This is a genomic window from Ferrovibrio terrae (assembly GCF_943372915.1).
GTDB classification, from domain to species: domain Bacteria; phylum Pseudomonadota; class Alphaproteobacteria; order Ferrovibrionales; family Ferrovibrionaceae; genus Ferrovibrio; species Ferrovibrio terrae_A.
Genome location: NZ_CALSAN010000006.1, coordinates 26930 through 52384, shown reverse-complemented (window position 1 = coordinate 52384; position 25455 = coordinate 26930). Strand labels below are relative to the sequence as shown.

Genomic DNA, 25455 nt, shown 5'->3' with positions numbered 1-25455 from the left:
CTGGCGCAGGGCTGCCATGTCGGCACTCCGCCCAGTAATTAACGCTGCCGAATCGGTAGCTTAGCTGCAGGTGGGGCGGCCGGTGCCCCCTCGGCCACGGTTTTCTCGGCTTCGGTTGCCAGCCAGGCGGCAAAGGCCCGTACCCGCAGGTCGCCCGATAGCGCCGCCGGCCAGCGCACCACATGGGCCTTTTCCGCGGGCATTTGCCACTGTGGACCCAGCGGCCGGATCAGCCGGCCATCGCCCAGGGCATCATGCACCAGCAGGGATCGCGCCAGCACCACGCCGGCGCCTTCTAGGGCGGCTGAAATCGCGGTGCCGATATCGCCAAAGCGCAGGCTGGTTTTCGGCTTGCCGGCGATGCCAAGGCGTTTGAACCAGGTGCTCCATTCCCATTCCGGGGTCTGGCCTTCCTCGACCGCCTTGTACAGCAGCGGCAGGCTGGCGATGGCCTTGGGATCGCGCAGGGGTTTGGCCAGCACAGATGGGGCGCAGACCGGGAAGACCTGCTCGCGGAACAGCAGGCGCTGGGTGCTGGTGTTGCGCGCCTCATCCGGCTTCTTCCACAGCACGCGGATATCGATATCGCCGGAACGGGCCTCGGCCTGCGCCTTGCTGGTGAAAATCACCAGTTCGACATCGATGCCGGGATGGCGCCGGGCAAAGGCCGGCAGGCGGCGCACCAGCCAGAGCTGGGCCAGTGCCGCGCTGATGCCGACGCGCAGGCGTGCCGGCGCCGTGGTGGCGCGGCAGCGGTCGCGCAGGCCGGCCATGCTGTCAAACACATCGCCCAGCCCTTCGGCCAGCGCCGTACCCGCCGGGGTCGGCGACAGGCCGGCGCGACGCCGCAGCAGCAAAGACGTACCGATGAAAGCCTCCAGCCGGCGCAGGCGATGGCTCACCGCACTCTGGGTGATGCCCAGCTCGCTGGCCGCCGCCGTCATGCTGCCATGGCGCAGCACGGCATCGAAGGCGACCAGGGAGTCGAAGGGCGGCAGGGGGCGCATGACCCTATTATGAATGAAATTCATGATACTGTGAAGCGATGTCGTTGGTGCAGCGCGCGCCGGCATGCGATGCCAGCGTCATGTCCGCTCTCGCCCATACTCACTCGGCACGTTTTGGTTTTCGTCATCCGATGGCCGTTGCTTGGATCCTGGCGCTGTCGGTCAGCCTGGCCAACTTCGATGTCACCGTCGTTGCCGTGGTGCTGCCGGCCATACGCGACGAACTCGGCTTCTCGATCAGTGCCACCGCCTGGGTGATGGATGCCTACAGCCTGGCCTTTGCCGGCTCGTTGTTCGCGGCCGGTGCACTGGCCGACCGGTTCGGCCGCCGCCGCATGCTGCTGCTCGGCAATGCCGGCTTCGCGCTCGCTTCGCTGCTCTGCGGTTTGACCTGGGACGGGCCGACACTGTGGTTTGCCCGTGCGCTGCAGGGCTTGTGCGCAGCCTTCTATATCACCGGCGGCCTGGCGGCGATTTCGCTGGCCTATCCCATCTCGAACACGGCTGCCCGTGCGCGTGCCTTTGGCATCATCGGCGTTACCAGCGGCGCGGCGATGGCGCTGGGCCCCACGCTGGGCGGCTTTGTTGCCGCCGGCTTTGGCTGGCGCTGGGTCTTCCTGATCAACCTGCCGATCTGCATCCTTTGCGACTGGGCGGTGCGCCGCGTGATTGCAGAATCGCGCGACGAGGAAGGCCGCGCGCTCGATCTGCCGGGGGTGCTGCTGCTGACGCTGGCGATTGCCCTGCCGGTACAGGCGCTGCTGCACAGCGATGGCGATTTGCGCTGGCGCTGGGCGGCGACGATTGCGGGCCTGCTGCTGGGTATCGTGCTGGTGTGGCAACAGAAGCGCCGCGCAAAACCAATGCTGGACCCGATGCTGTTTCGCCGGCGGGAAGCCATCGGCATCGGCTGCCTGCTGCTGTCATTGTCGGCGGGCTACTGGGCCGTGCTGATCTATCTGCCGCTCTATCTGCAGGCCGCTTTTGGTCTCGGCATGGAGCAGGCCGGACTGGCCATGCTGGCGGCGACAGTGCCGATGCTGGCCCTGCCGCCGGTCGGTGTCTGGGCGACGCAGCGCTATGGCTGGCAGGCGAATTTCACGGGCGGCATGCTGCTGCTCGGCAGCGGCCTGGTGCTGCTGGTCCTTGCCGTGCTGCAGACGGCGACGCTCTGGTTTGCGCTGGGCGCCATGCTGCTGATGGCGAGCGGGGCGGGGCTGGCCAATTCGCAGGTCTCGGGCGCACTGGTGGCGCTGGCGCCGCCAGACCGCGCCGGCATGGCATCGGCGATGGCGACAACCTTGCGCCAGGCCGGCTTCGCCATCGGTATCGCGCTGCTCGGCGCCGTTTCCGGCGGCGTGGACTATGCCGCTGCGTTCAGCGTGGCCGCTGCCGCGGCCATGCTCGGTGCAGCCGCAGCGGCACTGACGCTGAAGAAAACCCTGAACTAGGCGGCTCAGACCACGATATTGGCGACGAGGCCAGTGGTCTTGCTGCCCATATTCATGCCCTCTTTCATTTTGCGTTCCAGAAGATCGCGGAACTCGTCCTCGATCTTCTTGCGGTCTTCCTCGCTCAAGGATGCCAGCGACTTTTCGTCCAGCCCCCGGCTTTCAAGGAACTGCTTGCGGATGCGCTCGGGCACCGACAGCTTGGCGAAATCGAGGAATTCCTGCGTGACGTCGCCGACATTCAACGGTGCAGCCGAGACGGCGGAGGCGCCGGCCGCGGCAACGTCTTCCTTATTCTTGGCAACTTCGGTCGGCTTCGTACCGCTGGCCTGGTTGATGCCGTAATAGGGATTGGTGAAATAGCTGGATGAAATCGAGCTCATGGTTGGTTCACACCATTAGGTTGGCGATGCCACCGATGTTTTTGCCGGTCTGCGCGCTGATGGTCTGTTCCACCTTCTGGCGGATGGGCTCATCGAGATCAGAGCGCTGGTGCGCGTCTTCCCCGTTTTCTGCGAGGGAAGAAGCAAGTGACATGCCAGAGGTTGCAGGCCGCCGCGTGTAACAGGATGTTGCGGATTACAGCAAAATCACAATGTTGCGCAGTTTGGTAAACGCGGATTAATCGGAATTTTCTGCCGGGCAATGACGGCCTTGCGGCGCGAATTGCCGGGTTTCAGGCGATATCTGTTGCTGCCTGTGGCGGCTGCAGCACGCGGATTTCCGGCTGCGCACTGAGCCAGTTTCCGGTCCAGCTGCCGCGGTCTTCGCGGCGCTGCCAGAACTGGCAGACAAAAATGCGATCCGGCTGCAGGCTGCTGCTGCGCAGCGGCATCACCACGCGATAGGTGATGCCATTCACGAAATTGCCTTCGTCGTGATAGAGGCTGGAGGTGTAGATCGGCAACTGTGTCTTCAACACGGTGCGGTTCAGCAGGTCGACATACTCGTGGTAGGTCGCCGGCAATACCTCATCGAGGAATTTGCCGGTCAGTTCGCGGCCGGTATAGAGCGCGATATCGGTGCCGGACAGGCGGAAGCGGAAGCGATCGCCCTCAGGCGTGGTGACACGATCCAGCAGCATGATGTTGGGCAGCAGGGCGGGGAAATCGAGCGGGTCGATATCGGCGCGGCTGGGCACCTGATTGCCATGGCGGCGCGCAAACCAATAGTGCGCCAGCTCCCTCAATCGCTCATCGGGAATCGCATCGACGGTTCCCTGCGAAATATCGAGTGTGATGCGTGGCAGCTGCGCAAAGGTTTGCATACTGTCTTCCGGTGCTGCTCACCAACGAACTGGGTAACCATTCAATACGCAAAGCAGGGGATCGGCAATCGCTGGCAGAAAATTTGGAGCCATACAGACCGATGGGTCGGTCAGCGATCGATATGGCCAAGGTCGCGTGCCGGATCGAGGCGGTCGCGCACCAGCTGCTTCAGCGTCTTTACATCCGGAAAACCGCCATCGCGCTTGCGGTCCCAGATCGTGTTGCCGTCATAGGCGATGACGAATGTGCCGCCGCTGGCCGGGATCAGCGCCACCTCTGCCAGATCCTCGGTGAAGGTGGAGAGCAGTTCCTGCTGCATCCAGGCGGCGCGCAGCAGCCACTGGCACTGGGTGCAGTAGGTGATCGCGATTCTGGGACGGTGACGGTCGCTCATGGCCACACCCTAGCATGACCTAACCGGCTGAATCAGCACAGAATTCGGCAAGCTTTACTTTGGGGTTCCGGCCGCTAAATATGATGGTCATCATATTTTGGATTGCCGATGCCCCCAGCCACCATGCCAACAGAGCGCAAACAGGCGACCCGCGAGAAGATCCTGCGGCAGGCCGCCAGGGCCATGCGCGCCCATGGCCCGGCGGGTGTCGGCGTTGCCGAGATCATGCGTGCTGCCGGCCTGACCCATGGCGGCTTTTATGCGCATTTCGAGTCGAAGGACGATCTGGTGACCGAGGCGATCCGCGGCATGTTCGCCGATGGCAGTGCGCGCTTTGCAAGCCGCGTCGGCGCGGCGACCGGCATCGATGCCTTGCGGCTGTGGATCGATTCTTATCTGTCGTCAGCGCATCGCGACAATCCGGGCAACGGCTGTGCGGTTGCGGCGCTGAGCGGTGACCTGGCGCGGCTGAACAAGTCTGCGCGTGCCGCATTCGACACCGGTATCGAAGGTATTGTCGCGCGCTATATGCGCCACCTGCCGCAGCGCGAGGGTTTCGATGCGCAGGGTTTTGCGCTGGCCATGCTGACGCAGATGGCAGGTGCGGTCGCCATGGCGCGCGCCGTCGCGGACCAGACCCTGTCCGACAGTATTTTGAATGCGGCACGGCAGAGCCTGCATCTGCGGCTCAACGCGATCGAAAAGGCGGCCTGACATGAATGACCAGACCATCCGCAAGCCTGTCGCCGCGGCGACAGGGCGTGAGAGGCTGCTCACCGCGCCGATCCTGCCGACGTTGCTGAAACTCAGTGCGCCGACCACGGTGGCGATGCTGGCCACGGCGCTCGCCGCGATTGCCGAGACCGCCTATGTCGGCCTGCTGGGCGTGGAATCGCTGGCCGCCATGGCGTTGGCCTTTCCGATGGTGATGCTGATGCAGATGATGTCGGCGGGCGCCATGGGCGGCGGCGTGTCTTCGGCCATTGCCCGCGCACTCGGGGCCAATGATCTGCAGCGTGCCAATACGCTGGCGCTGCATGCCATCATCATTGCCGTGGTGGCTGCCGCCTGTTTCACGGCGTTCTTCTGGCTGCTGGGTCCGGCGATCTACCACCTGCTCGGCGGGCGTGGCGCGGCGCTGGAGCTGGCGGTGCTGTATTCCAACACGGTGTTCAGCGGCGCCATTGCCGTCTGGCTATTCAACACGCTGTCCTCGGTGCTGCGCGGCACCGGCAACATGAACGTGCCCTCCGTGCTCGGGCTCGCTGCCGCGGTGGCGCAGATCGCCATCGGTGGCGTGCTGGGTCTCGGCCTTGGACCGATCCCGGGTTTCGGCATTGTTGGCGTGGCGCTCGGCCAGGTGTTTGCTTTCGGTCTTGGCACATTGGTGCTGTTCGTCTATCTGCGCAGCCATCGTGCCCGCCTGCGGCTCAGCACCGTGGGCTTTGTCGCCCAGAAGCCGCTGTTCCTCGATATCCTCCGGGTTGGCGCCCTGGCCTGCGTTTCCTCGCTGCAGACTGTGCTGACCGTGCTGATTTTCACCGGGCTGGTGGCGCGTTTCGGCACGGTTGCACTGGCCGGCTATGGCATCGGCGCGCGCCTGGAGTTCCTGCTGATCCCGATTGCCTTCTCTGTTGGCGTTGCCAGCGTGCCGATGGTCGGCATGGCGATCGGTGCCGGGCAGGTGGCGCGCGCGCGCCATGTCGCCTGGATGGCCGGCAGTGTTGCCGCCGTGGCGCTGGCCGTGATCGGCCTGATCGTTATCGTCGCGCCCGATCTGTGGTCGCGGTTGTTCACCGATGATGCCGCGGTGATTGCGGCGGCGCGGCAGTATCTGATCGCCGCCGGCGCCGGTTTCCCGTTCTTCGGTTTCGGCCTGTGCCTCTATTTCGCCTCGCAGGGCTCAGGCAAGGTGCTTGGCCCGGTGGTGGGCGGCACCATCCGGCTTGTGATGGTGGCGCTGGGCGGCTGGTGGCTCACGATGAGTGGGGCCGAAGTCTGGACACTGTTCGCCCTGGCCGGTGCTGCCATGGTGGTTTACGGCGTCAGCACCGGCCTGCTGGTGAAGGCGACACGCTGGGAGCCGAAGTAGCTTACAGCGTCTTGCCGAGGTGATGCGCCACATCGGCCGGGAAGAAACCGGCCTCGCGCACGGCCTCGCTCAATGCGGTTTTCGAAACACCAAGGCGCTCGGTCCAGTATTTGACCTCGTCATCATCGCTCAGATTCACACGATCATGCTTCTGCAGCAGCTTGTCACGGGTTCGATCACCCGCTTTGGCCGACTTGTCGCTGTCCAGCGATGCCGTGGCGGTGGTCGGCTGGGTTAACGCCACCGGATCGCTGGCGGGGAAGCTGTCCCGCAGCGCTATGTCCAGATCTTCCTGCTTTTCCGCCTGGCTTTGATCGCTGTGGCGCGCTTCGCGCATCTGTTCGTCGCTCGGTTTTGGCATTGGCTTGTGCGGCGCCATGATGTGCACTCCTTTTTGGGTCCTGTACAGAACTTGTCCGGGGCCGGAGGGTTCCGCGGTTTTTTCCGGAACCAATGCGCGGCCGGATCGTCTTCAAACCTGCGGGCGATGAACGCGACCCGATTCAACGAGATTCTCATGCGCCTGTTCGAATGTCTGGGCTGCGGTCAGCCGCTCTATTTTGAAAACACCCATTGTGAAAGCTGCGGGCGGCGGCTCGGTTTTCTGTCCGACGCCCTGGTGCTCAGTGCGCTGGAGCCGGTGACGCGCAGCGATGGCAGCGCGGTGTGGCAGGCGCTGGCGGCGCCTGAGTTGCATTACCGTTTCTGCAGCAATGCCGACCACGAAGCCTGCAACTGGCTGGTGCCGGCCGAGGCCGAGGGGCAGGTGCCCGATCCTGAACCCTATTGCGTGGCCTGTGCCCATAATCGCACCGTGCCGGATTTGTCGGTACCGGCAAACCTGGCCAACTGGCGCCGTATCGAAAGTGCCAAGCACCGCTTGTTTCATGGCCTGCTGCGGCTTGGGCTGCCGCATGAAACGCGTGATGAGGATGTAGAAGAGGGACTGGCCTTCGATTTCCTCGCCGACCCGCCTGATCCGTCAGCCCCAAGGATCATCACCGGCCATGATAACGGCCTGATCACGATCAATCTGATCGAAGCCGACGATGCCAAGCGTGAGAAGATCCGCGTCGCGATGCATGAGCCCTACCGCACCCTGCTCGGTCATTTCCGCCATGAGGTCGGGCATTACTACTGGGAGCGGCTGGTGCGTCGCGCCGGCGACACCAGCGATGCCATGAGTGGCTTTCGCGCCCTGTTCGGCGACGAGCAACAGGATTATGGCGAAGCATTGCAGCGTCATTATGACAATGGCCCCGGTTCCGGCTGGCAGGACGGGTATGTCAGTGCCTATGCATCGGTGCATCCCTGGGAGGACTTCGCCGAGACCTGGGCGCATTACATGCATATCGTCGATACGCTGGAGACGGCGAGCGCGTTCGGCCTGCGGGTCAAACCGCGCATCAGCCGGGGAGACGAACTGGGCGTGCAAGTCGATTTCGATCCTTACCGGGCCGACAGTATCGAACAGCTGATTGATGCTTTCCTGCCGGTCACCTTTGCGGTCAACAGCCTCAATCGCTCAATGGGCCAACAGGATCTGTATCCCTTTGTGCTGAGCCCGGCGGCCATCGGCAAGCTCGGCTTCATTCATATGCTCTGCCGCCAGGCACGTGCCGGGATTTCGTCGCGTGTGCTCGATCCGGCGGCCTGATCAGGTGTCCGGTGCGCCGTGGTAGAAGAGGGCCGAGAGGATACGGTCCACCGTGGTGCCGTCTTCCGCCAGTGGACAATGGGCATATTCCACGTCACCGAAGTTGAGGCGGAAGGGGATATTGACCCGCCCGCACCAGTGCTGCATGCAGCCGGTTTCCGCCACCTGGCGCCGCACGTCGACGATGCGTGACTCACTGTCGTCCCGTGCGTCCTTGATCAGGTTCACGCTGCTCTCGATATACCGGTTCATCAGCGGTACGGGTGCAGCGCGCAAGACGGATTCACCGGCAACCCGAACCAGGAATCTCATCGCCCCGGCAGACGGACGCTCGACCTGAACCAGCACCAGGTGACTCAGCAGATGCGGCACCCGCATCGGGTCGAAGGCGGCACGCGAAGGCAGCCGATCAGACGGGTGGATCTCGCGCATATGCTGCAGGAAGTCGCGGGTGACCGGACTTTTCGCCGCGGCGAGCGCGGCGTCTATGGCAGCAAGATTGGGATGCGGCGCGATATTGCTCAGCGGAGGACCGGCTCCAGGGCCTGATAATGATTGACCGTCATGATGTGGTCGACGGTAACGCCATCTTCGGCCAGCGGGCAATGCGCATATTCGACTTCGGCATAATCGAGCGGGAATCGCAGCCTAGGCTTACCGCGGCGATAGATCATGCAGCCGGTTTCCACGACGCTGTGGCGGCTCTCGATGGGAAAGCGCGCTGTCGGTTCCGATGTATTGGCGATCTCGTCCATATAGCGGCCGATCAGCGGCATGCGCAGGGCGGCGACCACTTCTTCGCCGGCCACCTTGATGCGAAACCGGGCCGGCCGGCCATCGGCCTGGTGCTCCACTTCGGCCAGCACCAGATGCGGCAGCAGGCGGGGAATCGCCATCGGATCGAAGGCGTTGCGCGACGGCAGGGCATCGGCCGGATGAATCCCGGCATAATAGGTCAGGAAGTCGCGCACGATCGGGTGGCGCGCCTGGGCCAACGCTGCCTGCACCGCATCCTGATTGGCGTGCGGTGTCATGGTGGCGAAACGGGCTGAACGCATGGACATAGACGGCCTCTGCTGCCGGACGAGGCGCGCTGTCTATCAGGAAATATTGCGCCGCACCATGGCGCCGGTCACAAAGCAGCCTTGCAGTATTGATGTCCCTGCTGCGGATTTAGGCAGGATTATAACTGCCTGTGATGACGCCAGACTCAGACCGGAAGAGCGGCAGCGCCAGCCTTCACCCGCTGCAGCAGTCGATCCATGAAGGCCTCGCACAGGCCGATCTGGGCCAGGTCGATGAACTCATTGGGTTTATGCGCCTGTTCGATCGAGCCGGGGCCACACACAATGGTAGGAATACCCAGCTCGGAGAACAGACCTGCTTCGGTGCCGAAGGACACCTTCTGCACGCGGTTGGCGCCGGTCAGTGCCTTGGCCAGTTCCACCACGCCGCCGCGGTCGTCGGTGGCGAGGCCGGGGAATTCGGAAATCTGCGTGAAGGTGAAGCCACAGGCCGGATCAATCGCCTTCAGCTCCGGCTCCAGCTTGTTCTTTGCATAGGCGACGACTTCGGCGAACAGCGCATCGACATCGTCCTGCGGCAGATAACGGATCTCCCACAGGAAGCTGCAGTCCTTCGGCACGATGTTGAGCGCGGTACCGCCATTCACCGTGCCGGTATGCAGCGAGGTGTAGGGCGGAGCGAATTCGGAATCGAAGGGGCCATTGTCGCGCTTGTTGCGGGCCAGCGACTTGATGAAGGCGATCAGCTCGGCGGCTGCCTCCACTGCATTGGCACCCATATGGGTCAGCGAGGAATGGCATTCAAAACCGCGCACATCGACGCGCCAGCTTTTCTTGCCTTTGTGCTGGGCGATCACCTGCATCTCGGTCGGTTCGCCCACGATGCATGCCTTGGGCTTTATCGGCATGTCGCGCAGCACTTCAATCAGGCGCTTGGCACCGAGACAGCCCACTTCCTCGTCATAGGTGAAGGCATAGTGGATCGGTGTATCCAGTTTCTGCGCCAGGAATTTCGGCGCATAGGACAACGCGATGGCAACGAAGCTTTTCATGTCCGAGGTGCCGCGGCCATAAAGCTTGCCGCCCTTCTCGGTCACCTTGAAGGGATCAGTATCCCATTCCTGGCCGTCGATCGGCACGACGTCGGTATGGCCCGACAGAACGATGCCCGGTTTGTCCTGTGGCCCCAGGGTGGCATAGAGGTTGGCTTTCTTGCCGGTGGCATCATGCACCAGCGTGGCATCGACGCCGAGTGATTTCAGGTGGTCACGGATCCAGTGAATCAGATCGAGATTGGAATCGCGGCTGACGGTCGGCATCTCGATCAGCTGCTTGATCATTGCCAGGGCTTCGGGGGAGGGCTTGGTCATGGGGATACTCTTTGTTTTTAGTTGGACTGCAGGCTCTTGATCTGGTTGTCGAGATCGTCGGCGATGAAGGACTGCACGATCTCGTCGATACCGGCATCGACGGTGAAGCCCATGGCTTTCGCACGTTCGGATGCGGTGGCACCGGGCCAGCCATCGACGATCTTCTGGATTGCCGCATCCGGTGTCCAGTGGATGGTACCGATCTTGCGGTTGGCGCCTTTCAGGGCCGGGGTGGCGCGTTCGACGGCGGCGGCCATCTCGCCGGCGGTGACGCGGATGCCGCTGAGCAGCAGGGCACGGTCCTTGCCGAAGCTTTCTGCCGGCAGGTCATGGGCGCGGATGAAGGCATCCACGGTGCGGCGTGGCGACAGGCAGGCCATCGGTGAGTCGGGGCGCACCGGGCAGATCGCATCGACGCCCGAGAGCGGCTCGCGGATCATCGAGCTGGCCCAGGTGGAGGCGGCTTTGTTCGGTTTGCCCGGCCGCACCATGATGGTGGGCAACCGGATGCTGCGGCCATCGACGAAGCCCTTGCGGCTATAGTCGTTGATCAGCAACTCGCCACTCAGCTTCTGCACGCCGTAGGACGTGGTCGGCCGCTGGGCGGTCTGGTCGGTCACGGTCTTGGGCAGATCGTCGCCGCCGTAGACGGCGACGGAGGAGGCAAACACCAGGCGCGGAGTATGTGTGGGGATCGCCCGGGAGGCTTCCAGGATATGGCGGGTGCCTTCCAGATTGACGCGGTAGCCGCCTTCGAAATCCGCCTCGGCGCCCGAGGAGACGATGGCAGCAAGATGGAAGACCGAATGGGTGTTGTGGCCGATCAGCTTCAGCACGTCGCCATGGTCGCCGATATCGCCGGCAACCGCGATGATGCGCGAATCCTCCGGCCCGCTGGCCTTCACGACATCAAACAGCGTGATCTGCGCAATCGGTTCCGGCTTGCCACTCGGCCCGATCAGGGTGCCGCGCTTCAGCAGTTCGGCAGCAAGTTTCTGGCCGATGAAACCGGCACCGCCGGTGATGACAACATTGAGCATGGACGCCCCCAGTGGCTTTCCGGGAAAGCGCCCACGCTAAACAGCCTGCTGCCCAGAGACAAGGGCGCCGGGCAAACGGCGCAGAGCCTCAGTTACGGGGTGGCGGGGGCGGCGGCATGTCACCGCGCATATGTGGCGGACCTCCCATGGGTCCACCGGGCGGGCCGCGGCGCAGCATGCGTTCGGCGTATTCGCGACGCTGTTCCGGTGTCATGGCATCGGCGGCTGCCAGCAGGCCGGCCTGCAGACCCTGCTGCATCTGATCCAGCCGCTGGCGGTGTTCACCCAGTACGGCGGCAAGGCGCGCGCGGTCGTAGGGCTCCGCGCTCAGTGCGGCGCCGAGATCGCGGCGCATCTGGTTGTGCGAAATAGCACCGCCCTTGCGGCCTTCCTCGAAAGCCTGCCGAAACGCCCGGGCCGCATTGTCGGGCAGGCGGCGGGCGAACTGATCTTCGATCTGTGCGCCGCGTTTCTCGGCCATCTCGCGATATTTGAAGAAACGCACCGCACCGAAGCTGGCAAAACCCAGGTTTAGCGCCACCGAGGCGATCAGGCCGATGGCAAGCCAGCGATTGAGCTTCGACTTCGGGGTAGGGGTGGGGGCAACCGGATCGACCATGATAACTCTCAATCCTCGCTGAGCAGCGGTGTGGCACTGGCGATCTGCACGCTGACCAGGTCGCTTTCCTGCGCATCGGCAAAACCGATATTGGCAAAGCCGGCGCTGATGCCGATGGCGACGGCGAGGGCCAGCGCAGCGAATTGCGGCAGGCTACGGCCAGTGGGGAAGAGCAGCGCGAGCGCTTCCAGCACCTGGCCGCGCCAGTTGGATGCCGGGCTCGCCGCCGGCAGCATGGCAACCTGGGCCAGCACGCGCTGGCGCAGGGCATCGCTCGGTTCGATCATTGGAAGCGCTGCATTGAACAGCAGGGCATCGGCCGTGGCCGCGCGGCGCTGGGCCTCGCGGGCCTCGGGCAATGCGGCCAGCAGTGCGGTGGCCGCAGATTGCTCAGACTGGGGCCAGAGATCGAGATCGGCGCCATAGGCGTCGAGCAGATCGATAAAACGCTCGAGAGTCATGGCTTCACTCCTTCATGCCAGCCGGGTTTGCACCCAGGGCGGGACTCAGATCATCGCGCAAGCTGCGCTTCGCGCGGATCAGCAGGGACTCCAGGGCGCCTACAGTGACACCCAGCGCCCTGGCGGCTTCGATATTGCTTTCGCCTTCCCAGAAACAGAGCAGGATGGCGGCACGCTGGCGTTCCGGCAGCTTCTGCAGGGCCAGCGCTACGCGGTCGCTGGTTTCGCTGGCCAGCCGTGCCTCATAGGGCGTAGCACGGTCCTCGTCGACCGGTTCGGGCTGGTCATCCAGCACGGCCATGGTTGGCTTGCGCTTGCGGTCGATGCACAGGTTGACCACCACGCGGTTGAGCCAGGTCTTGAAGCTGGCACCGCCATCGGCGCGCCAGCGTGCGGCATGCTGCCAGACGCGCAGGAAGGCTTCCTGCGCCACTTCCTCGGCATCGCCGCGATTGAACAGCACGCGATAAGCCACGGTCACCGCATGACGCAGGTATTTGTCGACCAGCAGACGATAGGCCGCATGGTCGCCACGCGCGACCCGGTGCATCAGGGCCGTATCGACGTCGCTCACGCGTTCACCGCCCAAAAGTCCGGGCACCCCGGCTTCGAGGCGTGGCAGGGCGAGGGAGGCGAACATGCAAATGTCCTGCTCATACCGTTATTGTCTGTAGCTCTATACGGCGCCTTGGCAGGATTCCTGCGCCGCAAAAAGGGCGGAATTCGGGCCAGGATAGTTTTTATGCTTGGCCGGCCGCTTCCAGGGCCTTTAGTTCTTCGGTCAGGCGGGCGATCTCGTCGCCCACGGCCTTGGCCATGTCGGCCTGATCCCAGTCCCGATACTGGCCCTGGCGATAGGCCAGCGCGTTGCGGTAATAGAGCCAGGCGTTGAGGCGACAGCGCACATAGTTGTTCTGCGTCTTGATCACCTTGCCGGGGCTGCCGACCACCACCGAATTATCCGGGATCACGGTGCCTTCCTTGAGGAAGGTGTGGCCGCCGATGATGCAGTTATTCCCTATCACGCAGCCATCCATGATGGTCGACCCGATGCCGATCAGGCAGTTGTCGCCGATGGTGCAGCCGTGGATCGTGCAGTGATGGGTGATCGAGCCATGGGCGCCGATATAGGTACCGCTCTGGCTGCCCACATGCAGCATCGAGAAATCCTGGATATTGGTATAGGCGCCGACCACGATCTCGTAATTCTCGGCACGCATGGCGACGTTGATCCAGACCGAGCTGCCTTTTTCGAGCCGCACCTTGCCGTAAATCTGCGCGCTTTCGTGGATATAGGCGGGGGCGTTCAGCACCACGTCGGGGCCATGCACGGGCATCGTGTCCTCCATCTCTGCAGGACGACCTTAACCAACAGATGGGAACGGAAAAAGGCGCGGCAGCTTAAGCTGCGACGGCCTCGTCGGCCTCGATCGTGGCGCCGCCGGCCTTCTTGTAGGCCAGCAGGCCGCCATCGAGATGCAGCAGATCGGTCACGCCCTGGTCGGCCAGTTTCTGTAAGGCAATGCCCGAGCGCTTGCCGGTCAGGCACTGCAGCACGCGGCGCTTGCCATTGACGGCCGGCAGCTGGCCGGCATCCAGGCTGGACAGCGGCAGCAATACTGCCCCCTCGATATGCTCATCGGCATATTCGTCGGGTTCACGCACATCGATCAGCAGGGCTTCGCCATTGGCGAGCCAGTCCCGCACCGTTTCGGCGGAAACCGAAGTCGGGGTGGTATTGCTGGCGGTGTGTGCGGTCGCGGTGGACATAAAGATAATATAGGTTTCTGGACTGTGGAATGCAATGTAATTGACGTCACACTATGTGTTATATGAATTACACAGATATGCTCGTGAAATAAAAGAGCCTCCCATCATGGGAGGCTCTGGAACGCGGCAGATCAGCTTACTTGGTGGCGTCTTTCAGATAGGCGATCAGGTCGGCGATCTCGCTTTCCTTCTTGATGCCGGGGAAGACCATCTTGTTGCCCGGGATATAGCCCTTGGGATCAGTTATATACGCGGCGATCGTGGCCTCATCCCAGGTCACGGCCTTGGCCTTCATGGCATCGGAATACTTGAAGCCTTCGACGGTGCCCGACTTGCGGCCGAACACACCCTTCAGGCTGGGGCCGACGGTATTCTTGCCAGCTTCAAGCTGGTGGCAGGCGCGGCATTTGGCGAAGGCTTTCTTACCTTCCTCGGGATTGCCGGCCGCCTGGGCGCTGGTCATGCCGAGGCTCAGGGTGAGAACGGCGAGAGCGGACAAAAGGACTCGCGACATCGGGGGCTCCTCAATGGGTCTTTTGATAGTGCTGGGAAACGGCTGCTGGCGATTCGGATGGGGCCGGAAAACCTGCCTGAGAAAAAAATAGCATAGCGACTCGCAAGAACAAGCGTGGCGGCTTGTCGCATTTACCACCGCTTAACAGCCGGCTGCGTAGTCTGCCCCGCCTGAGTGGTTGGGGACGTGTTGCATGAATATGATGGCGAATCTGGGTCGGGCTCGTCTGCAGGCTATGGTGGCAGCGGGCAGCGATGTGCTGAAGATCCAGCAGGATCTTGCAGGCAAACGCAGCAACCTGGTGGCCGAACTTCTGCATGGCGAGGAAGATTTCTTCGAGCAGCAGCACTATCCGGCCGGCGACGTGTTCGATCCGCAAACCGGCGCACAATATTACTACCATGCCCACCGCAACGAAGACCGTGAGCATGGTCACTTCCATGTCTTTCAGCGCCCGCAATTTCTCGGCGAGGCTTTCGAGCCGGCCAAATATCTGAAAACCGGCGTCGGCCGTTGTTCACCCAGGGAGAAGCTGGGTGAACACTGGCCGCGCGGCGATCAGGCCCTGGCCCATATCGTTGGCGTAGCGATGGATCATTATGGCCAGCCGATCCGACTGTTCACGGTCAATCGCTGGGTGACTGACGAAACCTGGTTCGCGGCACGCGATGTCATTGCCATGCTCGACCGTTTCCATCTGCGCCATGCGTGGCCCTCATCCAATGTGAATCGCTGGCTGAATGGTCTGCTGCGCCTGTTCCAGCCGGAAATCATCGAGCTGATCCGCCGCCGGGATGACGCGGTGGAGGCGCGCGGTCGCGCCAATCCGCGCGGCGATGCGCTTGAAGACCGCAGCCTGGAAGTGACGGCATCTATCGATATCTCGGTGGAACGTCAGGTACGGCAATTACGCCGTTCCATCGGCGCCTGAACGATCAGGGCAGGTAGCCCAGGCCGCGCCATTCTGCGTAGGACTTGCGGAAAGTGTGGTAGGACTCCCACACTTTCTTGAATTCCGGGTTGGCGGCGCTTTCTTCTTTTACCACCTGGATCCATGACGCCTTCAGTGCGTCCATCACTGGCACAGGCAGGGTGCGCACATTGACGCCCCGCTGGCGGATTTCCTGCAGCGCCTGCACCTGCTGCACTTCACCCTCGGCCAGGCTTTCACGGATATTGTCGCCACAGACATTCATGATCGTGGCCCGCTGTGCCTCGGTCAGGCCGTCCCACACCTTCATGTTGATCATCAGAGTGATCAGTGAACTCTGCTGGTGCCAGCCGGGGAAGTAGTAATTGTTTGCGGCCTTGTCGAGGCCATAGCGCAGGTCGATGAAGGGCAGCGAGAATTCGGCCGCATCGATATTGCCGCTCTGCAGGGCGAAGAAGGTGTCGCCGCCACTCAGTGTCACGGTATCGACGCCAAGCCGGCGCATCACCTTGGCGCCAATGCCCATGAAGCGCATGCGCAGACCCTTGAGGTCATTCACCGAGGTGATCTCGCGGCGGAACCAGCCGCCGGATTCCGGCGGCAGCACGGTGCAGACGATGGGCTTGATATTGAAGCGGGCAAAGCTGCTGTCCATCAGATCCTGGCCACCGCCATAGGACAGCCATGCGAGATACTCGCCGGCAGAGGGACCGAAGGGCACGGTGGAGAACAGCCAGAAAACGGAATCACGTTCAGCGAAGAAGTTCGGCGACGACCACACGGCATCGATCGTGCCGTCAGCAACCTTGTCGAACAGCTCGGCATTCGGCGCCAGCGCATTGGGCTCGAACAGCTTGATCTCGATATTGCCGTCAGACGCGGTCGCCAACTTTTCTGCTGTGGTCACGGCCATGGTGCCGATCTGCGGCGCCGATGTGGGGGCGGCACTGGCCAGTTTGATCACAACGCGTGCGCCCGGCGCCTCGACTACAGCGGTGTTGCTGCCCTGTGCGACATCGGGCTCCTTGATCGCGCGCGCCTCCGGGGCATTGGCGGCGCGATCCAGAGAGACCGCACCGATGCCGATCAGAATGCCCAATACCAGGGCCAGGCCAGCCACTGTGACCAGACGCGCCATCAAACCCTTCTTTCACGCGGTGAGCCCCACCCACCGAACTGCTGCCGGGCGCAACAATAGGCCGCAAGCTGCTGGCACGTCTACGTATTCAGCCAGTAACCCCGACAGGTGCAAGCGGGCCTGCCTTGACCTTAGTTACAGTTGTAACTATCCTGCGCAACAGTAGAAAAATTGATAACAACCGTCTGGGAGGACGATCCGTGACAGTCAAGCTGACTCGTTTCATGGGTAAAGCGGCGCCCGCCATTATGACCGCTTTTCTGTTCGCAACTGCAGCATCGCCGGTGGCGGCGCAGGAGATCGAACTCAAGCTCAGTCATTTTCTGCCGCCGGGTCACGGCATGCATCGTGACTGGTTCGTACCCTGGGGCGAGGATCTGGCCAAGCGGACCAACGGCAAGGTGAAACTGACGGTATTTCCCGCCGGCAGCGCCTTCGGCAACCCGGCACGTCAGCTCGAGCAGGCGGTCAGTGGCGTGGTCGATATCGCACATGGCCTGCGGGGCGTGCCCGCCGGCCGCTTCAGCCGCATGGGCATCGTCGAGTTCCCCTTCCTGGTCGAGACCGCCAACGCGGCCAGCCGCACATTGTGGGAAATGTATCCGAAGCATTTCGCGCAGGAATTCCCCGACACCGTGAAGGTACTTGGCTTGCACGCGCACAACGCCGGTCTTATCCACACCGGATCGAAGCAGGTCAAGACCATGGACGATCTCAAGGGCCTGCGCATCCGCTCGCCCAGTCCGCAGATCAACGCCATGTTGCAGCAACTGGGTGCAACGCCGGTCGGCCTGCCGCCGGGCGAGGTGTATGAAAACCTGCAGCGCGGCGTGATCGACGGCGCGGTATTCCCCTGGGATCCGATCAATTCCTTCCGGCTGTTTGAAGTGACCAAGTTCCATCTCGACGCGCGGTCCTACACGGCGAGCTTCTATTTCATCATCAACAAGCGCAAATACGACAGTCTGCCGGCGGATGTGAAAAAAGCGATCGACGATACGACAGGCAGTGCGCTGACCGAGAAGTTCGGCGACTGGTGGAACCAGTGGGATGCGCCGGGTCTGGAGGCTGCGAACAAGAAGGGCAATGCGATGACCTCGCTGTCGGATGCCGAACGCACCCGCTGGCGCGATACGCTGAAGCCCACCACCGAAAAGCTGCTGACCGATCTGGAAGGGGCCGGGGTCAAGGATGCCCGCGCCATCTTCGCTGAAATGCAGCAACGGATCGCCAAATACGAAGGCAAGCGCTGATCCGGTTGGGATCGTATATCTGATCGCCCTGCCGCCAGTATCGATGGCGGCAGGGCATTTTTCTTCGCGGGTCTGAAGCGATGATTGCCCTTTACCGTATCGCCGAGCAGGCCGCCGCCTGGGCCGGAAAACTCGGTGCCTTCTGTGCGCTGGTCGCCGGCCTGTTCACCTGTCTCGATATCGTGATGCGCAATTTCGGCGGCCAGGGCATCCTCGGCACCGTCGATATCACCCAGCTGATGATCGTGGCCTGCGCCTTCCTGACGATCCCCTATGGCTTCATGACCGACAGCCATGTCTCGATCGATATCGGCATCGGCTGGTTGCCGCTGCGGATACAGGCCCTGTGCCGGGCTTTCGCCGCTTTGCTTGGCGGCGCGCTGATGTGGGCGATCGGCTGGTTTGGCATCGGCCAGGCCAATACCGTGGCCCTGATGGGCGACAAGTCGCAGACCATTGCATTGCCGATGATCTGGTTCTGGTATCCGCTGCTGGCCGGCTCGTTCTTTGCCACCCTGCTGATTGCTCTGATTGTGTTGCGGCACCTCGCCGTCGCCATCACGGGCCGGGACATTGCGCCCGCTGCGCCGAAAGGCGAGGTGCTGTGATGGATGCAACGCTCTTCGGCGTGATCGGCTTTGCCCTTGTTCTTGGCCTGATGCTTATCCAGGTGCCGGTCGCGGTGGCGATGGGCGTGGTTGGCGCCCTTGGCTTCCTGTGGCTGCAGGGCTGGGACGGATTGGCCTATGTGATGGGTTCGTCGCCGTTTGAGTCGGTGATCCCCTACAGCCTCTCCACCGTGCCGCTGTTCGTCATGATGGGGGTATTTGCCACCTATGCCGGTCTGTCGCGCCAGTTGTATGACGCCGCCTATGCCTTCCTCGGCCATTATCGTGGCGGCCTGGCGCTGGCCACCATCGGTGCCTGCGCGGCTTTCGGCTCGATCTGCGGCTCGGCGATTGCCACGGCCGCCACCATGTGCCGTGTCGCGCTGCCGGAAATGCGCCGGCGCGGCTACGCCGACAGTCTCGCCACTGCCACCGTGGCCGCCGGCGGCACGCTTGGCATCCTGATTCCGCCCTCGATCATCCTGTTGATCTATGCGCTGCTCACCGAACAGTCGCTCGGCAAGCTGTATGTCGCCGCCCTGCTGCCGGGCCTGTTGGGCACGGCGCTCTATATGCTGGCCATCACCGCAACCACGCGGCTTAATCCGGCCAGCGGCCCGGCGGGCGAACGCATGCCCTGGCCGCAGCGTGGCCGCACGCTCAAAAACGTCTGGCCGGTTTTCCTGCTGTTCGTGATCGTCATCGGTGGCATGTTCATCGGTGTGTTCTCGCCCAACGAAGCCGCTTCGGTCGGTGCGGTCGGCGCGCTGATTTTCGCGCTTGCTGGCCGCACCATGACCCTGGGCCGTTTTAAGGACTCCTTGCGCGAGACAGCGGCGACCAGTGCCATGATCTTCCTGATCCTGATCGGTGCCGGCCTGTTCAACTTCTTCCTTGAGATCACCAACGCGCCGCAATTCGTCGTCAGCCAGATCCAGGCGCTGGGCTTAAGCCCGACAATGTTCCTGGTGCTGCTCACCATCTTCTACGTGGTGCTGGGCGCGCTGATGGACGATCTGGCCATGATGCTGCTGACCCTGCCATTCGTCTTCCCGGCAGTGCAGGCTCTGGGCATCGACCCGATCTGGTTCGGCATCTACATGGTCACGATTGTCGAAATCGGCATGATCGTGCCACCGGTGGGCATGAACTTGTTTGTCATCCAGGGCGTGGGGCAGGTGAAACTGCACACCGTGATCCGCGGTATCCTGCCCTTCGTGCTGGCCGATCTGGTGCGCGTCGGCCTGCTGATCGGCTTCCCCGCCATCGTGCTCTGGCTGCCGTCCTTGATGGACTGAAGGATTAGGTCTTTTTCTTCGGCACCACACCGTAGTCCCTGATCCAGCCCAAAGAGTCTACGGTGCTGCCAGCCGGGCGGTATTCGCAGCCGATCCAGCCGTCATAGCCGAGCCGGTCGAAGGTATCGAAAATGTAGCGATACTCGATCTCGCCATTGCCGGGTTCGCGCCGGTCCGGCGGATTGGCGATCTGCACATGGTCGATCCACGGCATCTGCCGCTCGATGCGCTTGACCAGATCGCCATGGATGATCTGGGCATGATAGACGTCAAACTGCAGGCGCAGGTTCGGCGCACCGATATCGGCGATCACCTTTTCGGCGAAATCGAAATCGCTGAGGAAGAAGCCGGGCACGTCGCGCCGGTTGATCGGTTCGATCAGCAGGATGCGGCCGAGCCCCGAGGCCTGCTCGGCCGCCCAGGCCAGATTGTCCATGTAACAGGCTTCCATGGCACGGCGGTCGGCCCCGGCTGGCGCCACGCCGGCCACAACATGGATACGCGGGCAATTCATCGCTTCGGCATATTCAAAGGCCCGCGCCATCGCGGCACGGAAGTCCTGGCGCCGGTTGGGCAGAGAGGCCAGCCCCCGTTCGCCATTGGCCCAGTCACCCGGCGGTGCGTTGAACAGCGCCACCTGGATGCCCGCGGCCCGCATGGCCGAGGCGACGGCCGCAGAGGAATGCTCATAGGGAAACATGAATTCGACAGCCTGGAAGCCCTGATCGGCAGCCGCGGTAAAGCGGTCGAGGAAGGGCTCGTCCAGGAACAGGAAGCTCAGGTTGGCGGCAAAGCGTGGCATGATCCCCCCAAAAGCCTCCCGGAAACCTTCCGGGGCAGCGTAGCCGATCTGACATCGGGCATTGGTTTTCCGAGACTGTCATTTCTGCTAACTGTTGGGCAAGCTTTCTTGTTTTCGGTTCGGGGGCGCATGGCCGAGGGGCAATTGCAGGCGGGACGGGATGGGGCGGTGCTGCGGCTCAGCCTGACCGGCGACTGGACGCTGGCCCATGCCGCGACCCTGCTGGGCCGTCTGGGCGGCCTGGCGACCGCCGGCCTGACCGGCAGCCATCTGCATGATGGCGGCACGCGCGAAGCCCGTCTGGACACCACCAGCCTCAACCGGCTCGATACGGCCGGCGCCCTGTTGCTGGTGCGGCTGTACCGTCAGCTGGAGGATCAGGGCTTCAGCATCGACTGGCCAGCGCCGCGGCACGAACACCGCTCGCTGTTCAACTATGCCAGGGGCTGTGGCGAGGCAGTGACCGTATGGCCGGCCACCGACAGCGGCGTGGCCGGCGCCGTGCAGCATCTCGGCTGGCTGACCATGTTCTTCCTGCGTGAGGCGCGACGGTTTACCGGCTTCATCGGTGAAGTGACCGAAACCGCCGTGATGATGGCGTTTCGTCCGCGGCAGATGCGATTCACCTCCATGGTACATCATATGGAGGAGACCGGCCTGAAGGCGCTGCCCATCGTCGGGCTGTTGTCCTTCCTGATCGGCATGGTGATGGCATATCAGGGCGCCAGCCAGTTGCAGAAATTCGGCGCCGAGATTTTCGTGGTCGACCTGATCGGCATTTCGGTGTTGCGCGAACTGGGCGTGCTGCTGACCGCCATCCTGATCGCCGGCCGGTCGGGCAGTGCCTTCACCGCCCAGATCGGCACCATGAAGGTGAACGAGGAAATCGCCGCCATGCGCACACTGGGCCTTGATCCGGTGGTGGTGCTGGTGCTGCCGCGCATGTTCGCCCTGATGCTGACTCTACCGGTGCTGACCTTCTTTGCCGATATCATGGGCCTGGTCGGCGGCGCGCTGATGGCCTGGAATGCACTTGGCATCAGCCCGGATCTGTTTTTCCATCGCCTGCATGATGCCGTGGTGCTGCGCACCTTCCTGGTTGGCATCGTGAAGGCGCCGGTCTTTGCCGCACTGATCGCGCTGGTCGGCTGCTACGAGGGACTGAGGGTCAAGCGCGATGCCGAAAGTGTCGGCCGCCTGACCACGCGTTCCGTGGTGCAGTCGATTTTCCTGGTCATCGTCTTCGACGCGCTGTTCTCCATCATGTTCAACTTCCTCGGGGTGTGAACATGGTGGGTAGTCCTCAGCAGAAGGAAGTCGTGATCCGTGTACGTGGCCTGGTCAACCGCTTCGACGACAATGTGGTGCATCAGGGCCTTGATCTCGATGTCTATCGCGGTGAGGTGATCGGCGTGGTCGGCGGGTCTGGCACCGGCAAGTCTGTTCTGCTGCGCACCATCATAGGGCTGAACGAAGCCGTGGCTGGCAGCATCGAGTTGCTGGGTACCGACATGGTCCATGGCTCGCCCGAGGCATTGCGCAAGGTCCGCCAGCGCTTTGGCGTGCTGTTTCAGGACGGCGCGCTGTTTTCGTCACTGACAGTGGCGCAGAATATCCAGGTGCCGCTGAAGGAATTCTACGACCTGCCGCAGGATTTGCTGGACGAGATCGCCGCTGCCAAGCTGTTCATGGTTGGCCTGTCGCCCGATGCCGGCTCCAAGTACCCGGCCGAACTGTCAGGCGGCATGCGCAAGCGTGCCGGTCTGGCGCGCGCCCTGGCGCTTGATCCGGAAGTGGTGTTCTTCGACGAACCGACCGCCGGCCTCGACCCCATCGGCGCCGCGGCCTTCGATCAGCTGGTGCGCGACCTGCAGCAGGCGCTGGGCCTGACCGTGTTCATGGTGACCCACGATCTCGACTCGCTGCATGCCATTTGCGACCGTATCGCCGTGCTGGCGGAAAAGAAGGTACTGCTGACCGGACCGATGGATGTCATGCTGAAAGACAAGCATCCCTGGGTGGTTGAATATTTCCACGGGCCACGGGCCCGGGCCGCTGCCATTACGGCGACTTTGGAAGAGAGGATGTGACATGGAAACCCGGGCACACCATCTGTTGATCGGCAGCTTCATGCTGGCCTTTCTGGTTGCCATCGTTGCCTTCGTGCTGTGGCTGGCGAAGTCCGAGGTTGACCGCGAAGTCGCGCGCTACAATATCTTCTTCAATGGATCGGTTGCCGGCCTGGGGGTCGGCGGCGATGTGCGCTTCAACGGCATCAAGGTCGGCTCGGTCTCGCAGATCCTGATCGACCGTGAGAATACCAGCCGGGTGCGCGTGGTGGCCGAGGTCGATGCCGATACGCCGATCCGCGCCGATTCTGAAGCCACGCTGCAGCTGCAGGGCATTACCGGCGTATCCTTCGTGCAGATCACGCCGGGGAGTCGCGAGTCACCGATCCTGCCGGTGGTGGCGGGCCGGGATCTGTCCAAATACCCGACCATCCGTTCGAAGGCTTCGGCCATCGAGGCACTGTTCGAAGCCGCACCTGATCTGATCACCCGCGCCGCCCAGGTGCTGAGCGACGAGAACCTGCAAAATCTGGGCGGCTTTATTGCCGACCTGCGTGCGTTGTCGCAAACCCTGGTATCGCGCCAGGATGCGATTGCCGGCGCGGTCGACAGTTTCAGCAAGACCAGCACCGATATCGCCAAGGCGGCATCGGCCGCGCAGGATATCGCCAGCAAGCTGGACCGCGTGATGAATGAGGCGGAAGCCACCCTGAAAACCACCAATCGACTGCTGGAAGGCGATGCCACCGCCGCCGCACAGGATGCGCGCAAGGCGATGGCGCAGCTGAACGAGGTGCTGGCCGGCGTCAGCGGCATCATCGAGGAGAATCGCGCGCCGCTTAACACGATGACGACCGACGGTTTCGGCGAGTTCCGCCGCCTGATGTCGGAGACGCGTATCCTGGTTGCCAGTCTGGCGCGCGTGGCGCAGCGGCTGGAGGACAATCCGAGTTCCGTGCTGTTCGGCAACCGCGATGCCGAATACCGCAATGAAGGGGGAGGGCCGCGGCGATGAGCGATACCACGAGACGGAACCTGCTGCTGGCTGCCGCTGCACTGCCATTGTCAGGTGGCCTTGCGGCCTGTGGCGGCCTGATCCCGCAGGCGCCGCCATCCAATCTCTATAACCTGTCGCCCAAAACCACCTTCCCGCCCGACCTGCCGCGTGCCGACTGGCAGCTGGTGGTCGAGGAACCCTATGCTGCCGGCGGCCTGGATACCCACAAGATCGCCATCTACACCAATCCTTACGAGGTGAAGTATTACGCCGAGGCGCGCTGGGCCGAACGGGCACCGCGCATGGTGCAGACCCTGCTGGTGGAAAGCTTCGAGAATACCGGCAAGATCGTTGCCGTCGGGCGACAGTCGGTCGGTCTGCGCTCGGACTTCAACCTGAAAAGCGATCTGCGCGAGTTCCAGGCCGTGCTGAAGGATGGGCAGGCGGCACCGGAAGTGATCATCGTGCTGCAGGTCAAGCTGATCGCCCAGCCGAAGCAGCAGATCGTGGCTTCAGCCACTTTCGAACGGCGCGCGACGGCAAAGAACGCCGCCATCTTGTCTGTTGTGGAGGCCTTCGACGACGCGTTGGGCAAGGTGCTGCGCGATACCGTACAGTGGGTAATGGCGACCGGGAAGAAAGACGGCGCCTGAGTCCGGTGCCGCTTTCGCTTGCGGAAGCGGGAGGGGCTTAACCCTTGCTGCGCAGTTCTACGATCGGCTTCGACATCACCGCTTCCATGTCCCAGGGGAACAGGATCCAGGTATCCTGGCTCACTTCGGTGATGTAGCTGTCCACCATCGGCCGGCCCGAGGGCTTGGCGTAGATGGTGGCGAAATGCGCCTTGGGCAGCAGTTGGCGCACGGCTTTCGCGGTGATGCCGGTATCGACCAGGTCGTCGATGATCAGCCAGCCTTCGCCCTGATCGGGCAGGGCGGCGGTGGCTTCCTTCAGGATATTCACCTTGGTGCCGCGTTCCAGCTCGTTATAGGTGGAGCAGGAGATCGTCTCGATTACGCGCACGTTCAGCTCGCGCGCCACGATGGCGGCCGGTACCAGGCCGCCACGGGTGATCGCCACCACGCCTTTATACTGGCCACCCTTGCTCTGTGCCGCATCCAGCAGGCGCCAGGCCAGCGCCTTGCAGTGGCGATGCAGCTCTTCCCAGGAGACCGGGAAGAATTTGGTGTAGCCATGGGTGTCGGTCATATGCGGTGTCCCGGTTTATGCTGGGGTGGTTGCCTGGCGATAGGCTTCGATGGGACCGCGGATATGCGGCGGGATTTCCACTGACTTCAGGATTTTCTCATCGACGATGCAGGAGACATGCGTGCCGGTGAAGCAGACTTCGCCAGCGGCATTCCGGCCCTTGAAGTCATAGGTGATGGTGGCGCGGCTCAGCTTTTCGACGCGCAATTCGACCGTGAAGGGGTCGCCGCCTTTCAGCGCGCGCTGGAAATCCAGTTTCGTGCTGACGGTGGGCGAGCCCAGGCCCAGTTCCTTGTGCAGGCGCAGGAAGCTGAAGCCGATCACATCGCGCCAGAAGGCTTCCAGCGTTTCCATCACATAATCGAGGAACTGCGTGGTGTAGACCATGCCGGCGGGGTCGCATTCCCCCCATTGGACGATGCGGGCGGCAGCGAAGGGGCGGTCAGGGGTGTAAGCGGCTGAATCGGTCATGGGCCGGGATC

32 protein-coding genes are annotated in these 25455 nt (G+C 62.9%); 12 read left to right on the top strand and 20 right to left on the bottom strand.

Annotated features, from left to right (window positions below; translation table 11 throughout):
- Positions 1-38 precede the first annotated feature (38 nt).
- Positions 39-1007, bottom strand: a complete 969-nt coding sequence (locus AAG821_RS06005; protein WP_341911844.1) for a LysR substrate-binding domain-containing protein — start codon at positions 1005-1007, stop codon at positions 39-41.
- A 131-nt stretch (positions 1008-1138) separates the two neighbouring features.
- Between AAG821_RS06005 and AAG821_RS06000 the strand changes: the two genes are divergently transcribed.
- Positions 1139-2458, top strand: coding sequence for an MFS transporter (locus AAG821_RS06000; protein ID WP_341911842.1), 1320 nt, complete (start codon positions 1139-1141; stop codon positions 2456-2458).
- 5 nt (positions 2459-2463) lie between these two features.
- On the opposite strand, the gene AAG821_RS05995 is transcribed toward AAG821_RS06000, so the two are convergent.
- The 4 genes from AAG821_RS05995 to AAG821_RS05980 all read right to left on the bottom strand — a co-directional run bounded on the left by AAG821_RS05995 (position 2464) and on the right by AAG821_RS05980 (position 4120).
- Positions 2464-2841 carry a hypothetical protein gene (locus AAG821_RS05995; RefSeq protein ID WP_341911840.1) on the bottom strand — a complete coding sequence of 126 codons (378 nt, stop codon included), beginning with the start codon at positions 2839-2841 and terminating at the stop codon, positions 2464-2466.
- A gap of 7 nt (positions 2842-2848) precedes the next feature.
- Entirely contained in the window at positions 2849-2995 is a 147-nt protein-coding gene (locus tag AAG821_RS05990; protein WP_341911838.1) for a hypothetical protein, read from the bottom strand.
- Positions 2996-3134: 139 nt separating this feature from the next.
- On the bottom strand, positions 3135-3725 hold the full coding sequence (locus AAG821_RS05985) for a PAS domain-containing protein (protein ID WP_341911836.1): 591 nt from the start codon (positions 3723-3725) through the stop codon (positions 3135-3137).
- A 110-nt stretch (positions 3726-3835) separates the two neighbouring features.
- Positions 3836-4120 carry a SelT/SelW/SelH family protein gene (locus AAG821_RS05980; protein WP_341911834.1) on the bottom strand — a complete coding sequence of 95 codons (285 nt, stop codon included), beginning with the start codon at positions 4118-4120 and terminating at the stop codon, positions 3836-3838.
- Between the two features lie 108 nt (positions 4121-4228).
- On the opposite strand from AAG821_RS05980, the gene AAG821_RS05975 reads away from it, so the two are divergent.
- Both AAG821_RS05975 and AAG821_RS05970 read left to right on the top strand, forming a co-directional pair.
- On the top strand, positions 4229-4834 hold the full coding sequence (locus tag AAG821_RS05975; RefSeq protein WP_341911832.1) for a TetR/AcrR family transcriptional regulator: 606 nt from the start codon (positions 4229-4231) through the stop codon (positions 4832-4834).
- A gap of 1 nt (position 4835) precedes the next feature.
- Positions 4836-6212 carry an MATE family efflux transporter gene (locus AAG821_RS05970; protein WP_341911830.1) on the top strand — a complete coding sequence of 459 codons (1377 nt, stop codon included), beginning with the start codon at positions 4836-4838 and terminating at the stop codon, positions 6210-6212.
- Between the two features lies 1 nt (position 6213).
- Here AAG821_RS05970 and AAG821_RS05965 read toward each other — a convergent pair whose 3' ends face one another.
- On the bottom strand, positions 6214-6591 hold the full coding sequence (locus AAG821_RS05965) for a DUF3606 domain-containing protein (protein WP_341911828.1): 378 nt from the start codon (positions 6589-6591) through the stop codon (positions 6214-6216).
- A gap of 138 nt (positions 6592-6729) precedes the next feature.
- On the opposite strand from AAG821_RS05965, the gene AAG821_RS05960 reads away from it, so the two are divergent.
- A complete protein-coding gene (locus AAG821_RS05960) occupies positions 6730-7869 on the top strand; it encodes a putative zinc-binding peptidase (protein WP_341911826.1) in 1140 nt (379 codons plus the stop codon).
- On the opposite strand, the gene AAG821_RS05955 is transcribed toward AAG821_RS05960, so the two are convergent.
- From AAG821_RS05955 to AAG821_RS05910, 10 genes are all read right to left on the bottom strand, one after another.
- Positions 7870-8301, bottom strand: coding sequence for a hypothetical protein (locus AAG821_RS05955; RefSeq protein ID WP_341911824.1), 432 nt, complete (start codon positions 8299-8301; stop codon positions 7870-7872). It abuts the gene before it with no gap.
- Between the two features lie 89 nt (positions 8302-8390).
- Positions 8391-8933: a hypothetical protein gene (locus AAG821_RS05950; protein WP_341911822.1), complete on the bottom strand. Its 543-nt coding sequence runs from the start codon at positions 8931-8933 to the stop codon at positions 8391-8393.
- Between the two features lie 146 nt (positions 8934-9079).
- On the bottom strand, positions 9080-10264 hold the full coding sequence (gene argE / locus AAG821_RS05945; protein ID WP_341911819.1) for an acetylornithine deacetylase: 1185 nt from the start codon (positions 10262-10264) through the stop codon (positions 9080-9082).
- Positions 10265-10281: 17 nt separating this feature from the next.
- Entirely contained in the window at positions 10282-11304 is a 1023-nt protein-coding gene (gene denD, locus AAG821_RS05940; RefSeq protein WP_341911817.1) for a D-erythronate dehydrogenase, read from the bottom strand.
- An 88-nt stretch (positions 11305-11392) separates the two neighbouring features.
- Positions 11393-11923, bottom strand: a complete 531-nt coding sequence (locus AAG821_RS05935) for a periplasmic heavy metal sensor (RefSeq protein WP_341911815.1) — start codon at positions 11921-11923, stop codon at positions 11393-11395.
- 8 nt (positions 11924-11931) lie between these two features.
- Complete coding sequence (locus AAG821_RS05930) at positions 11932-12384, bottom strand: hypothetical protein (RefSeq protein ID WP_341911814.1); 453 nt, start codon at positions 12382-12384, stop codon at positions 11932-11934.
- A 4-nt stretch (positions 12385-12388) separates the two neighbouring features.
- Positions 12389-13024, bottom strand: a complete 636-nt coding sequence (locus AAG821_RS05925; protein ID WP_341911812.1) for an RNA polymerase sigma factor — start codon at positions 13022-13024, stop codon at positions 12389-12391.
- A 100-nt stretch (positions 13025-13124) separates the two neighbouring features.
- Entirely contained in the window at positions 13125-13721 is a 597-nt protein-coding gene (locus tag AAG821_RS05920) for a gamma carbonic anhydrase family protein (protein ID WP_341911810.1), read from the bottom strand.
- A 64-nt stretch (positions 13722-13785) separates the two neighbouring features.
- The gene (locus tag AAG821_RS05915; protein WP_341911808.1) at positions 13786-14154 is read right to left on the bottom strand and encodes a rhodanese-like domain-containing protein; all 369 of its coding nucleotides are present in this window, start codon (positions 14152-14154) and stop codon (positions 13786-13788) included.
- A 136-nt stretch (positions 14155-14290) separates the two neighbouring features.
- A complete protein-coding gene (locus AAG821_RS05910) occupies positions 14291-14668 on the bottom strand; it encodes a cytochrome c family protein (protein ID WP_341911806.1) in 378 nt (125 codons plus the stop codon).
- Positions 14669-14861: 193 nt separating this feature from the next.
- Between AAG821_RS05910 and AAG821_RS05905 the strand changes: the two genes are divergently transcribed.
- On the top strand, positions 14862-15599 hold the full coding sequence (locus AAG821_RS05905) for a hypothetical protein (protein ID WP_341911804.1): 738 nt from the start codon (positions 14862-14864) through the stop codon (positions 15597-15599).
- A gap of 4 nt (positions 15600-15603) precedes the next feature.
- Here the strand turns inward: AAG821_RS05905 and AAG821_RS05900 are convergent, their stop codons facing one another.
- Positions 15604-16737, bottom strand: a complete 1134-nt coding sequence (locus AAG821_RS05900) for a TRAP transporter substrate-binding protein (protein ID WP_341911802.1) — start codon at positions 16735-16737, stop codon at positions 15604-15606.
- Between the two features lie 248 nt (positions 16738-16985).
- Between AAG821_RS05900 and AAG821_RS05895 the strand changes: the two genes are divergently transcribed.
- The 3 genes from AAG821_RS05895 (at position 16986) to AAG821_RS05885 (ending at position 19896) form a co-directional block, all read left to right on the top strand.
- Complete coding sequence (locus AAG821_RS05895) at positions 16986-17990, top strand: TRAP transporter substrate-binding protein (protein WP_341911800.1); 1005 nt, start codon at positions 16986-16988, stop codon at positions 17988-17990.
- 80 nt (positions 17991-18070) lie between these two features.
- The gene (locus AAG821_RS05890; protein ID WP_341911799.1) at positions 18071-18598 is read left to right on the top strand and encodes a TRAP transporter small permease; all 528 of its coding nucleotides are present in this window, start codon (positions 18071-18073) and stop codon (positions 18596-18598) included.
- A complete protein-coding gene (locus AAG821_RS05885; RefSeq protein ID WP_341911796.1) occupies positions 18598-19896 on the top strand; it encodes a TRAP transporter large permease in 1299 nt (432 codons plus the stop codon). Before AAG821_RS05890 ends, AAG821_RS05885 begins: the two co-directional genes overlap by 1 nt.
- Before the next feature lie 4 nt (positions 19897-19900).
- Here AAG821_RS05885 and otnI read toward each other — a convergent pair whose 3' ends face one another.
- Complete coding sequence (otnI, locus tag AAG821_RS05880; protein WP_341911794.1) at positions 19901-20698, bottom strand: 2-oxo-tetronate isomerase; 798 nt, start codon at positions 20696-20698, stop codon at positions 19901-19903.
- A gap of 168 nt (positions 20699-20866) precedes the next feature.
- Between otnI and AAG821_RS05875 the strand changes: the two genes are divergently transcribed.
- Genes AAG821_RS05875 through AAG821_RS05860 form a run of 4 tightly spaced genes read left to right on the top strand, consistent with a single transcriptional unit; the run spans position 20867 to position 24417 of the window.
- Positions 20867-21985, top strand: a complete 1119-nt coding sequence (locus AAG821_RS05875; RefSeq protein WP_341911791.1) for an MlaE family lipid ABC transporter permease subunit — start codon at positions 20867-20869, stop codon at positions 21983-21985.
- 2 nt (positions 21986-21987) lie between these two features.
- Entirely contained in the window at positions 21988-22788 is an 801-nt protein-coding gene (locus tag AAG821_RS05870) for an ABC transporter ATP-binding protein (RefSeq protein WP_341911789.1), read from the top strand.
- Position 22789: 1 nt separating this feature from the next.
- A complete protein-coding gene (locus AAG821_RS05865) occupies positions 22790-23782 on the top strand; it encodes an MlaD family protein (RefSeq protein ID WP_341911787.1) in 993 nt (330 codons plus the stop codon).
- A complete protein-coding gene (locus tag AAG821_RS05860) occupies positions 23779-24417 on the top strand; it encodes an ABC-type transport auxiliary lipoprotein family protein (protein WP_341911785.1) in 639 nt (212 codons plus the stop codon). The genes AAG821_RS05865 and AAG821_RS05860 overlap by 4 nt, the downstream gene beginning before the upstream one ends.
- Positions 24418-24454: 37 nt before the next feature.
- Here the strand turns inward: AAG821_RS05860 and gpt are convergent, their stop codons facing one another.
- Both gpt and AAG821_RS05850 read right to left on the bottom strand, forming a co-directional pair.
- Entirely contained in the window at positions 24455-24973 is a 519-nt protein-coding gene (gene gpt / locus AAG821_RS05855) for a xanthine phosphoribosyltransferase (protein ID WP_341911783.1), read from the bottom strand.
- A 15-nt stretch (positions 24974-24988) separates the two neighbouring features.
- Complete coding sequence (locus tag AAG821_RS05850) at positions 24989-25444, bottom strand: thioesterase family protein (RefSeq protein ID WP_341911781.1); 456 nt, start codon at positions 25442-25444, stop codon at positions 24989-24991.
- Positions 25445-25455: the final 11 nt, after the last annotated feature.